This window comes from Pedobacter sp., assembly GCF_035317785.1.
Taxonomy (GTDB): domain Bacteria; phylum Bacteroidota; class Bacteroidia; order Sphingobacteriales; family Sphingobacteriaceae; genus Pedobacter.
Genome location: NZ_DATHGC010000355.1, coordinates 1 through 12,244, shown reverse-complemented (window position 1 = coordinate 12,244; position 12,244 = coordinate 1). Strand labels below are relative to the sequence as shown.

The window sequence follows — 12,244 nt, the reverse complement described above, 5'->3', positions numbered from 1 at the left end:
GCCGCTAACGACAGGGCATATTGCCCGCTGCGGCTATTGGTGCTGTATGAATAAGTTGCCTTGGTAAATTTCACATCGGTTATATCGCTGTTAAAATCATTATAGCCGATCTCATTATATTTCGCATTGGATATGGCCGCTACCGTACTGCCTGTTTTATGGTCGATAATTACCGTACCAACACCTTTCCTGTTGTTGTCGCTGCTTAGCGGTGCGCCGCAAAAGTCATAGGCCTGGTTGTTGCTCAAGACGATATACCGTGAATCGTTGGTAAATGTTCCGGATATGGTTGATGGCGTAAAATCAGTAACGCCATCAACGGAGGTAAACTTTAATTGCTGCGCGGGCAGGATCATGTAAGCGCTACCTGTTGGGTTAAATGTTTTAAACCTGGTCAAGCCTGCACCAATTGTTTTGGCTACACCGCTACGCGTCACTTGTGTATAGCTTTCCACAGGCGTGTTGATATTGAGTTGTTGCAAACGGTAGATGGCGTTGATTGTTGAATCTATTCCTGGTGTAACCGTGTAATCTTTAGTATATTTAGTATAGGTATTGACCGTACTTCCATCACTCACTGTGGTCTCTTGCCTGGTCATCAGTTTATGGGTGGTTCCGGTATAGTAACTGTTCACCGTAGATTGCTGCGCCTGCGTTGGGTTTTGAAGGTCATACAGTTTCTTAATCTGCTGGGTAGTTTGTTCGCTGACCGATGTGAATACTTTATATTTAGCATAGGCTTTGGATGTGCCATTATTTTCCCACCTGAAAGCCTCGATGACGAACGGTGAACCCGAACGGGTGTAGGTAAAAGATGTTTCAGTAACCGCGTTAAACGGAGACACACCGCTATAGGCTGTCATCTTACTGATCAGGCCGCGCTCGAAATCAAAATCAATATTAGGTGCAAAGGGATAGGTGTCTTCCTGATTGGCGGCAAAATTCGTGGTCGGGCAATTGGTACGCGCCAGGTAGGTCATGGTCGGTGCCCAGTCCGGCGATGCACTGGCATCCCAGTTGGTCGCCGGTGTTTTAAATTCGTATAAAGTGCTGCCCGCACCATTTTGGCTTACCCGGACGTGGCTGTAGATCACACCATTGTTTTCTTCGGAAAGATTGTCTTCCGACCGCATCGTGGAATAGTTCCACTTGTCCAGCGTACTCCCCGAACCAGAATAGGTTGTGGTAAAGGCATAGACCGGCATAGAAATTATTTTTCCGCTGGACAGGCTTGTCGTTGGGTTAATATAGCTGTATGTTCTTACGATATTATTTGCCACATTCAGTCCGTCATAATCAGTGATGCTTTTTATTCGTATCCCGCCACCGAAGACCACTGTGCCAGCCGTTGGATCATAAAATCTGTTGGATTCGTAAGCCAGAGTGGTGTACCCGCCTTCCCTATAGTTGATCTTACTTAAAGCACCCAATAGAACCGCAGTGGTATCTGTTCTCCTGGTGCTGCCGGCCAATAACTGGGTATAGCTGGATAAGGAACCGCCCGGGTTAACTGAACGATATCTTTCCAGTGATGTATTGGATGGGTTTACATAGAGTTGCGGCGTTAGAGTGGTATCCGTACTGTTATTAAAATAGCCCCATTGGTCCATCCTCCGTGAGGTAGAATCCGGAATGTCTATATCATACTTGCCTGCTGAATCAGGATCTGCGGTCAGCCCATTATAATCAAATTCATATTGCGGGCGTTGTATACAGCCATCTTCCGGTATGGAAACCGTTTTCAGGTATGATTTATGATACGCCCTGGCGTAAGTAAAATCATACTGTTTCCCAAAACCTGTTATTTTTTTAATGATCCTGACACCGGAATAGGTCTTGCTTATCTCAAATTTCAGTGAATCCTGTGTGACCGGGCCATGCCCAAAAGTGATGTAGTTTAAATGCCAGGGAAGCTGTTTGGTATATAGCTTATATTGAAACGATCTTTTAAAGGTATTACCCGCAGTTCCTCTAACCAGGTTAACTGAGTCAACCGAATTTTCATAAAGATTGTTATCATCATCACCAGGTTCCATAACTGCATCAACTATATATCCTAATTTTATAAAATTCCCGTTCGGGTCACTGATCCTGGTGAGGTCCCAGGCACTATTATATTCGATACCGGGCGAGTACGTTATAGGAGAGCCGTCGGGGCGTGCTATATACTGTTCGTAAGTTCTTTTAAAAAACTTAACACTATCAGGTTTAGTCGTATAAGTGCCTCTCGACATCATTTGTGCATTAGCAAACTCATACTTTATCCCCCGATCATTGATGATCGTAAAGGAATTGATGCGCCCGGTTGTGTCCAGCACATAGGAAACTTTAATGTTCATATAAGGCATCGTTCGAATGATCCTGTTGTTGTCAAACATGAGCTGACAGGATAAACCAGGCGCGCTGACATTAAAAATATCCGGCTCCGTATCGGAGAGATCATTAAAATTGGTGTTAATGTAATTGATATCGGCAGTTTCATCTGTGCAATTTGCCTGGCTGCCATCATTAGCTATGGTAAAATTGCCGATCTTGGTCCAGTTGGTGCCGGTATTGGGAATATGCAGCCAGCCTAGTCTCTCCTGGTTCTTATAGTTCTTTTTACAATCGTCCGGCAGGTCCCTTAAGTGCCTGCTGATCTTTCCGCCGGCACTTAAATACCAGTTCATTCCGGCTGTGCCTTCCACATCCTTGATCCGTACGCCTGTGCCGCTGTGAAATAAACTTACCGGTAGTGAAACACCACCGCTTTGTATGGAGTACAGCGGTATTGCTGCATTAACTGTCCCGGTAAATTCATTTACACCGACGATGTTTTGTCCGCACACCGCCAGGCAGTATACTAACATCCCCAATAAAAAACCCAGTCTTTTCATACTTATTTTCGTTTTTCTAACTCGACAATTCTCTTTTCCTGACTTACTATGAATCTATTCTGCTCAATCAGATATAGCGTCAGCTCCTCGATCTTCTGCAGCAGTTTTTTGTTCATATCACCCAGCTCTATCCCATTCTTTTCCACTTCCGCAGCAGATGGAATCCCCGGTAGATGGCCTTTCTCTTTAATGTGTTTTTCCGTTTCCTGAAGTGTAAGAAGCTTGTAGTCCTTTGCAAACACAAAGTCTGGCCAATTATTTATTTCTACCTTGATCTCTTGGGCTCTAATCTTGCCCTTTACGGATAGCTTTTCTGTTGGTGCAGATGTCCCAATACCCAGGTTGCCATTTTTGTCAAGACGCATTCCTTCCAGGGCATCGTTACCTCCTGAGCTTGTTGCAAAAATCAAATCGGTTGGAATTCCCGTGGCAGTGGGGGTACCATTTACAAATGAACCAATATAACTGTTCCTGCGAAACGCAGTACCAGCATATCCCCAGGTTTCCAAGCTGCCAATATAATCGCCATCAGCCACTATAACAGGCGAGGCCTTAGTTCCCCTGGATTTCCTCATCTGCAAGGTTGAAGCGCCAAAATTGTTAAAATAATGATCTGCTTTTAACTCGGCGGTCGAACCTGAAGCACCAATAACATGAAGAAAACTCTCCGGCGTAAGTGTCCCTATACCTGCACTTCCTGTCGTTGGAAAAGTATTAGTTTGTGAGAAAGCATAGGTGATTGGCAAGCCACATAGAAAGGTTAAAAATATTCTTTTCATACAATTATTTATTAGATTGAATGGATTTAAATCTTGAAATGAGCACTTCATTAGACGTTTTTAGCGAACTGATAGCCTTATTTTGTACTTCATTCTCCTTCTTCATCTCAATCAAATACAGTGTCAGCTCCTCAATCTTCTGCAATAGCTTCTTATTCATATCCCCCAGTTCAATCCCATTCTTCTCCACTTCCGCAGCGGAAGGAATCCCCGACAAATGACCTTTCTCTTTAATATGCTTCTCGGTTTCCTGAAGCGTGGGTAGCACGTAGTCTTTTGCAAAAACAAAATCAGACCATCCATTAGTTTCAACCTTGATTTCCTTTGATCTAATTTTTCCATTAACAGAAAGCGCTTCGGCAGGTGTAGCTGTGCCAATACCTACCCTGCCCTCACCATCAGTGACAGTTATCGGTATAATTGACATTGTTGAAGTGATATCTGTCCCACTTGGAAGGGTAGTCTGTTCAGTAATGTTAATAAATTGAGGTGTAAGCGTATAACCGTAAGAATAGGAGGTTATTGCAAAAGAACTATAGTTACCCGCATCAGGAACAATATAAAAATCTGTATTATTACCATTTTGGTAAGCTTTTAGCACCAACAAGCCTCCGACAGAAGCTCCAAGACTCACTTGTCTAATGCTGAGCCCACCCCTGTTAGAGATATAATAATTGGTTTCTCCGTTCGAATCCGAAAACCAGGATCCTCCCAAGATTTTTATGATTATTTTTTGTGAATTAGAAGAAGAAGTGCTCTCTGCTGTTAAGCTCCCGACATAAACATATTTTACACCAGTAGTATTGACTACTTGTTTTGGTGTCTGCGCTTTTACAGTTAAAAAAAAAGGAAAGTCGAGATTGCGAATAATATTCTTTTCATTGTTCTGATATATAATTAGGTGAATTACTTTTGTTTTCAATCAAATACAGCGTCAACTCCTCAATCTTTTGCAGCAGAGAAAATGAAATGAATCAATCTTTACAGCATGTTTTATTGCTTTTGACATATACTAAAATTTCAAAATATATCACCATACACACCACAAAAGCAGCATGTTCTTTCTTCTTCGTTTAGGAAAATTTAGGTTATGAAATCTTAGCAGAGAGCTGAGCGTTCTATGATAGATTCATTGAAACATAGTTAACTATTAATTTGTTAATTACAAAATATTTTTTCAACAAACATCATAAATAACGGAAAATAATTAAAAATCTGCCAGTCTTTTAGAAAAATGTCAGTAATTAACGCGAATTTTAATATCATTATTATTTATTTAAATCTGCAGCGCGAGCCGATGGCTAACAAAATGAATTACTCACAAATTACGTAATGCCCGCAGTATTGGCACTGGGCGTGTATATAATATAAACGGATAAGGCAATATTCCTATACTTAACATGAAGTGACATGTTGCTGTATTTCTAAAGAATACTTCACCTGAGCTGATTAGTGTTATCCCTACGCAGGCACACTGTGCCTGCCCAAATACTGACTGTCCGACTGCCTGCTCCTGTCGGCCGCTATAAAGCCAATATACACATCCACTTCCTGCCCTTTAAAATATTCGGGCAGTTCAACCGTCAGCGTACCATCTCTGCGAAAAGGGCCATCAAATATCAGTGATTTACTCTTATAGGCAACCGCATCATAGATGAGCAGCATTAGCTGATCTGACTTGATCTGATAAGGCAGGTCAGCCGCATTCCAGTCGATACGCATTTGGAGCGGCTCAACAAGCGTTACCGCAGGATCGACCGCACCCGGCAGGTCACCCCCACTGAACCTGAACAAAGCAGGATCGATATAAAACCCCGCATCATCAGAAACCAGGGCTACTTTTCGGGTATAAGCCACCGCAGCTCTGAATCCACCCGTTTTAGTATAATAGTTTTTAAAGCCAACCTTCAGCAGGCTTTTTAAATCTTCCAGATAATCCTGTACGAGTTTAAATTTCTTCTGGTTCAGCCGCTCCGCATCCGTATATGTTTTTTACGCGGCAAACCACGCATGTACGCTTCATCACCAATCATATAGCCAACTACGGCTCCCGCCTTACCGCTAAATGCGCCTAAAATCCCATTTTTTATTCTTGCCATTTTTTGTATATTTAACGCTAATCTCCTGCTCCTTCCTTTTACCTTTCCAGCCTGATGATTGCAGTATAAATATATATTATATATAACCTATTGGCGGAATTAATTAAAGTAAATAGTTTTTTTTCCTAAATACTTTTATTTGTGGAAAACTTTTACTCATTCATATATTTATCAAACATCTAATATTAGTACTTTTGATTAAAATTACTAATATGATTTGCGACAAAGCAATTTCACCCGATATCATAGCAGCTACCGAGAAGGAAATTGAAAATGATCCTATAGCCCTTCAGATAGATCAAATCAGTAAAGAAATATCTGAAAAAGAATCCAGGATTATTGATCTGCAGGCACAACTATTCGTAATTAAAAGTAAACGTCCAGTTGTTAAAATAAAATGGCGCGATTCTATAAAATGGTGCCTTGAAATAGACGCAGCAAATAAGATATATTTTCTCAAAAGCGGAGCTGGTGTTTACAAATGCATTGCATTCAAACATAAAGTTGACATTACTTCTGAAATCAAAAACAAAATAAATATTTCGTTATCCTCGCTTTTTAAAGAAGGAACAATTGGCCGCATTCAGTATAATGGAGTTTTTTATTATGGATTGACTAAATTTTTCAATGATGATTTAATAACCCTAAAACAACAATACGTTTCAGATTTACATAACGTTTGTTCATAAGTTTTTTAAAATAAAAAACCCTGTCTAATCTTGCCGGACCAACAGGGCTTTTAAATACCAAAGTAACAAAGTAACAGCTATGAAGCTGAATAGCCTTGCTATTTCTGTACTGCAAAGTACGGAAAAGTTTAGGTATAAACAAAATTCCATGCATTGCATTAAGTCCTGTTTTGACAAAATCATGCATGTCCTGAAGGATATTCTGGGCACAGATATCCCCGTATCCGGAAATCTTCTACGGCCAGGTCCTAAGCCAAAATTTTCAGATATTGAAGTAATAGCATTATCTATAGTAGCAGAAGCCCTTTCAATAGATAGTGAAAATTACCTCTTTCATAAACTCAATACCGATTACAAGAAAGATTTTCCAAACATCTTAAGCCGAAGGCAATATAACGACAGAAGAAAAGGCCTATTTGAGGTGATGGAAAAGGTCCGGCAAAAGATAGCAGACATATTAAATGAAATAACTGATGTATATGCCATCGATTCCATGCCAATGGAGATATGCAAATTATCCAGAGAAAAAAGGAATAAAATGGGTAAACACGAAGAATATACTAAACCATCAAAAGGATTCTGCGCTTCTCAGAATAAATATTTTTATGGCTACAAATTACATGCAGTATGCTCGCCTGTAGGTGTTATCCAGTGTCTCAATATAACAAACGCATCAACTCATGATATCTCCTATCTAAAAGAAATCAAAGACGAGCTTAAGAATTGCATTGTAACAGGCGATAGAGGTTATATTGCTGCTGCATTAAAAAAAGAACTCATGGAAAAATCAAATATATTACTTGAAGTCCCGTCTAGGTCTAATCAACTAACAAAGGTCAAAGTGATCAAACCTTTAAGAAATATCCGGAAGAGAATTGAAACTGTATTCTCGCAGCTCTGCGATCAGTTTATGATCCAACGCAATTATGCTAAGCAATTCCTTGGATATAAGACAAGGATCTTATCAAAAGTTCTGGGCATGACAGTACTGCAATGGATCAATAAGTTTATCCGAGCAAAACCAGTAGGACAGATTAAATATGCACTGAGCTAAATTTTCCTGAAGATAAATCTCATTTCAAAATTTGATTGCTGTAGATATAAGTTATAAACGCCATTATGAATAATTTGTGTCCCTGTATATTCCCCACCATCCATATCAATGCAATTGAATTCTGTCAATCTTACATTGTCATCCTCTAACTCTATATCTTTCGTTATAGTAGTGAAATAGAACGTCATTTTTTTTGGTGAAAAAACAGTTAGGTTATTTTTAACTCCATCAAAAGTCAAAAGGACGTTCTTGCTATTTGGCAAGTCTTGCCATCGTGTCCACTTTTTTTCTTTGTTGTAAAACTTGGTAGCTACGGATTCTGTTCGAAATCTATTAACTTTCTCTTCTTGTGCATGTGCTGTAATAACGGCAGCCATAATTACACATAAAATTAGCCATTTCATGGATTAACAAATCTGACATCTATTTGTGTGGGAGCTATTGACTGTTTAGAAGTTTTCCAATGATATATCTTTCCCAAATCATTTACATATATCATTGTATAATCCCAGTAATTAACAGACAGATTAGGCATGTAAACTTGTTTAGAATACACAAGGACTTCTCCATTATTCCCATCGCTATCTGTACGTTGAGGTGGCCCCCAGGACATTATTATGTTTTGTTTTGTGCTACCCATCCAGGAATCCAAAACTTTTTTTTGACTAGTACAGCTAAGCATAGTGCACACCATCAGTAAAGCAATTAATAATTTCATTGGTTTGTTGGTTTTATTAGTACCACGGCCCCCAACATGGATTATCCCTAATAAAAAGCGCGGGGCCTCACCGATCACCGCGCCTGTCGAATTGCGCACATAAAGAGTGAATACCCCACGCCATAGCATACGATACATCATTCCTCGTTATGTGTTCAGATATTGAAATTTTCGACAGTTCGGTGATCTGAAACGAGTTCGCTTTTTTAAAACTTATTCAAAGTTAATTAATTTTTGAATAATTTGCCCGGACAATATTTACCTTGACATATGGAAATAATTAAAACGCTAAAACATTACATTTTGAAGTTGAGTGAACTGGAATATGAAAATGATGACTGGAATGAGTTATGGCGGCTCACAGAAGAAATTTACATATTTTATCAGATTAATGTGCCCAAGCTTATTAAAAATCCAAAACAGAATCATAATAAAATCAATAACATATCCATTAGATTAACTAAGGAAGAACGAAAAGATATATTCAATTTATGCAAGAGGAATTCAATCAGTGATATTAGACGTGACGTTTCAGATTTGGAATCCTAGATAGGTAGAATTCCAAATCCTGATCATTAAAACATTCCATTCTAAAGACCAGCCATCTATCTGTATTAACTATGGAATCTTCAATATATTTTCCCAGATATTCCCCGATCTCAATCCAATTAAGATCTAGCATGATTGTATAATGAATCCATCCAAGAGACATATCATACCAACTATCTTTATATTTTGGAGACAATGTCAATCCATATTTTTCCAGTATTTCCCTGCTAGGAACATAGTAATTTTCTTCTTCCATTTTAATATCAATTTTATAGTTTATAAAATTTATATTTCAAATGAGATTAAAACTCTCAACCTATTGGAGTATATTTAATTCCGCCAACGGGTTATATATATTAAAATTATGTTTTAATTATGTAATAATTATATCAACGAGCCTGTTATCACCCTGTTAAGACCCTGTTACTACCTTGTTCAAATATTGTTAGTCCCAAACAATAATACTACCCTATCCTAACTGTTGTGCTCTGACCTGGCTTTTATATATCCATAAACATGAAGTACCTTATTTTTATGTCTACCCTGACCTTGTCTTTTTTTCCTCCGGCGGTTGACATTAGTATCCCGCTGGGCAATAAAAACCATACACCATTCAATATGTACGCAAAGGAGCCACCCGACTATGGCTTGGCCACAGACACCCGCAGAATTTAACAGAAGGTGCATTAAAGGGAACGTTAACCCTACATCCAGTTGCGCCAACATTATGGGCTCTGAAAACGTGCGATGGCCTTTAGCAGAATAAGCATATGGATTAATGTCATTATAAGAACCCCTGATATCAGGCTCCTTTTTTTGAGGTCAGGCGATATTGTTCGGGGGACATCCCCATATATTTCTTAAATATCCTCGAAAAATAATACTGATCATCATAGCCAAGGTCCATTGCTACAGTTTTAATCATGGCATCATAAGAGTATAAAAGCTGGCAGGCCTTCTGCATCTTTAAATGAATAAAATAATCAATAGGAGACATTCCGGTTCCCTTTCTGAACAAACTGGAGAAATGTGACGAAGAAAGGCTGTGCGTACGTGCCATATCCTCTACTGTCAGTTTCTGATCAATATTGGATTTCATATTCAGGATCGTGTCGTCAATCATATTGCCACCCTCCTTCTTTTCTGTAAGAATATGCTTTTCTATGAAATTAAAGGTCGCAATGAAATGATAAAGGCAAAAACTCGCATTACAAAGATTCTCTGTACTATACCCCATTTCCAGGCTCTGATAAATGGTCTCCCAAATGTCCAGTGCCTTTTGATTGAACGGAATCTGCTGAGGTCCTTTCAATAAACTGATGCCAAGTGAGTTATTAAAGCTGTACAGGTCCTGTCCGCTAAAGTGGATCCAGTAAATGGTCCATGGATCTTCTTCGTCTGCCCAATAACGCATATACTTATCAGTTGCCGGAACATGGATAAACTGGTTGGCAGTCACTTCAAATTTCTTATTGTCTATAATGAAATGGCCTTTGCCGTGCAGGCAATATATGAGGATATTGTCCTCGCAGCCTTTTCTTCTCTCCCGGTAATGGGCAGAAGCTTTTGGAAAATACCCGATATGTGTAATGAACAGCTGAAAGAGCGAAGGAGCCCTCTTCAGGGCATCTTTCAATACCCCTTGCGGGAGGCTAATTAGCTTTTCTCCCTGAAAACCATCTCTTCTTTTAGAAAGGCTGCTCATACAATTATGGTTACAATACTATTTGCCATCATTAAACAAATAGCGTCCAATGATGGCAAATATAAAATATTAACGGTCCTTTATGTTGATGGCCGTAACTTTTCCGGCGGCCTCATTAAACACAATGAATAAGTTGTGTTTGCCGCTAGTGCCGGTTAAATCTGCTGAAGTCTTCTGTCCATCAGCTGAAGCAGCCGAATGACCGATTACTTTTCCGTCTGCGGCGTCAAGTCTTACTTCAAAAGCACCTGAGGCTTTCTTATCTGTACCCGCCAGTTCAAGCTTTTTGATACCGGTCAGGTCAATGTTTTTCAGTTGAATAGACGATCCTTTTTCTTTAGGCGTAGCAACAGATTTATTTCCGTTGAAATCTATTCCGTTAAAAGCATCTGCATTCGCAACAGGCAACGTTGGATTGCGCAATACGACTATACGTTCTCCCGTTTGTGCAGGAGCCAGTTTGGAACCCCGGTCTTTATAGGCTGCCCTGAAAATAAACGAGCCCTTGTTGGTTTGTCCGGGCTGTTCATTGGTTGTATAGCTTCCCGTAACCGGAAGGTTCTTGGCTGCTGCCTTTTTTTCACCCAGGCTCAGCACATATTTAATGATTGAACTGACATCAGCGTTAGACATACCTGTATGTGCAGGCATCATTGCGTCACCCCATACACCAGAGCCACCGTTGATCACTTTTTTAGTCAGCGTTTCTTCAGCGGTCTTGCTGCCCTTGTATTTTAACGCTACTTCAGTAAATGACGGCCCAAGCGACTTGGTTGCTACAGTATGACAGGCATTACAATCACTTTTCCTGATCAATGCTTTTGCACCGGCAAACTGCGCGCCGACATCCTGCTTATTTTGATTCTGGGCAACGACAGTCATATCATAACCTTCTGACAGGTAATTGATAGAAACAGAGACCTGTGAAGGGAGAATTTTTTTATTTGCGAGGCTACCGTCTTCTTTATCAGCTACGCTTACAGCATAATTAATGGTATTGCCGGGAAAAAAGAAGCTGGTGTTGCCCTTTGTAAAGTTAAAATTAACTACAGGCACGGCATTCCCGGCAGAGATCTCAACAGACTTGCTGTTCTTAGCGCCTGAAGGATCAGTCACTATCAGGGTTGCTCTATAAACACCTGCGGTGCTGAATACTATTTCCGGATTAGCAGAGGCTTTTGTCTGAACCAGTTTTCCATTCTTAGTGATCTTCCAGCTATAGGTCAGCGGATCGCCATCAGAATCTGATGTGCCCTCAGATGACAATTGTACTTTTAAAGGAAGCGGCCCGGCCACTTTATTAGCTGTTGCCTGCACTTCAGGCTTACGGTTGCCCCCGTTAAATTCTATCTTGATGAGCTCTGCCTCAGGAAGGTCCTTAAAGTAACCGTTGCCGTATTCCATGATGTACAAACTGCCATCCGCACCAAATTTCAAATCTATCGGGCCGCGCAAAGTCAGATTAGGCAAAAAGCGCTCCATAGAGACGAATTTACCTTCAGCATCAAAAGTAACAGCCAAAATCCAGCCCCTGACCCAGTCTGTGATCAGCCATTTGCCCTCATAATATGCCGGGAACAGGTATTTCGCATTTTTAAAATCGGCAGCGTGAAATATAGGACCACCAACAGCACTTCGGCCACCACTGCCCATTTCAGGAAATTGCTCACTTACCGCATACGGGTACCAGATAAACGGCTCAGTAGTCGGTGGCAAAACATTCAAGCCTGTATTGTTCGGCGAATTGTTGGTTGGCTTTAGCGGGTCCCACCATG

General features: G+C 40.2%; 12 protein-coding genes. 3 read left to right on the top strand and 9 right to left on the bottom strand.

Translation table 11 applies throughout. The features are described from left to right. From VK541_RS22150 to VK541_RS22130, 5 genes are all read right to left on the bottom strand, one after another. A partial coding sequence (locus VK541_RS22150) for a hypothetical protein (RefSeq protein WP_324372714.1) occupies positions 1-2,876 on the bottom strand: 2,876 nt, incomplete at its 3' end. A 2-nt stretch (positions 2,877-2,878) separates the two neighbouring features. Continuing rightward, entirely contained in the window at positions 2,879-3,655 is a 777-nt protein-coding gene (locus VK541_RS22145) for a hypothetical protein (protein WP_324372713.1), read from the bottom strand. Positions 3,656-3,659: 4 nt separating this feature from the next. Next, positions 3,660-4,577: a hypothetical protein gene (locus tag VK541_RS22140; protein WP_324372712.1), complete on the bottom strand. Its 918-nt coding sequence runs from the start codon at positions 4,575-4,577 to the stop codon at positions 3,660-3,662. A 539-nt stretch (positions 4,578-5,116) separates the two neighbouring features. Further along, positions 5,117-5,623, bottom strand: a complete 507-nt coding sequence (locus tag VK541_RS22135; RefSeq protein WP_414692639.1) for a DUF6266 family protein — start codon at positions 5,621-5,623, stop codon at positions 5,117-5,119. Beyond that, on the bottom strand, positions 5,620-5,754 hold the full coding sequence (locus VK541_RS22130; protein WP_324372711.1) for a hypothetical protein: 135 nt from the start codon (positions 5,752-5,754) through the stop codon (positions 5,620-5,622). Before VK541_RS22130 ends, VK541_RS22135 begins: the two co-directional genes overlap by 4 nt. A 212-nt stretch (positions 5,755-5,966) precedes the next feature. On the opposite strand from VK541_RS22130, the gene VK541_RS22125 reads away from it, so the two are divergent. Together VK541_RS22125 and VK541_RS22120 are read left to right on the top strand one after the other, a co-directional pair. Beyond that, positions 5,967-6,443 carry a hypothetical protein gene (locus tag VK541_RS22125; protein WP_324372710.1) on the top strand — a complete coding sequence of 159 codons (477 nt, stop codon included), beginning with the start codon at positions 5,967-5,969 and terminating at the stop codon, positions 6,441-6,443. A 148-nt stretch (positions 6,444-6,591) separates the two neighbouring features. Further along, a complete protein-coding gene (locus tag VK541_RS22120; RefSeq protein ID WP_422662176.1) occupies positions 6,592-7,497 on the top strand; it encodes an IS982 family transposase in 906 nt (301 codons plus the stop codon). Here VK541_RS22120 and VK541_RS22115 read toward each other — a convergent pair. Both VK541_RS22115 and VK541_RS22110 read right to left on the bottom strand, forming a co-directional pair. Continuing rightward, entirely contained in the window at positions 7,494-7,901 is a 408-nt protein-coding gene (locus VK541_RS22115; RefSeq protein WP_324372708.1) for a hypothetical protein, read from the bottom strand. The two genes, VK541_RS22120 and VK541_RS22115, sit on opposite strands and share 4 nt — an antisense overlap. Before the next feature lie 831 nt (positions 7,902-8,732). Continuing rightward, a complete protein-coding gene (locus VK541_RS22110) occupies positions 8,733-9,020 on the bottom strand; it encodes a hypothetical protein (RefSeq protein WP_324372707.1) in 288 nt (95 codons plus the stop codon). A 260-nt stretch (positions 9,021-9,280) separates the two neighbouring features. Between VK541_RS22110 and VK541_RS22105 the strand changes: the two genes are divergently transcribed. Beyond that, positions 9,281-9,439, top strand: a complete 159-nt coding sequence (locus VK541_RS22105) for a hypothetical protein (RefSeq protein ID WP_324372706.1) — start codon at positions 9,281-9,283, stop codon at positions 9,437-9,439. 127 nt (positions 9,440-9,566) lie between these two features. Here the strand turns inward: VK541_RS22105 and VK541_RS22100 are convergent, their stop codons facing one another. Further along, entirely contained in the window at positions 9,567-10,469 is a 903-nt protein-coding gene (locus VK541_RS22100) for an AraC family transcriptional regulator (RefSeq protein ID WP_324372705.1), read from the bottom strand. Between the two features lie 69 nt (positions 10,470-10,538). Next, the coding region (locus tag VK541_RS22095; protein ID WP_324372704.1) for a PKD domain-containing protein at positions 10,539-12,244 on the bottom strand (1,706 nt) is incomplete at its 5' end.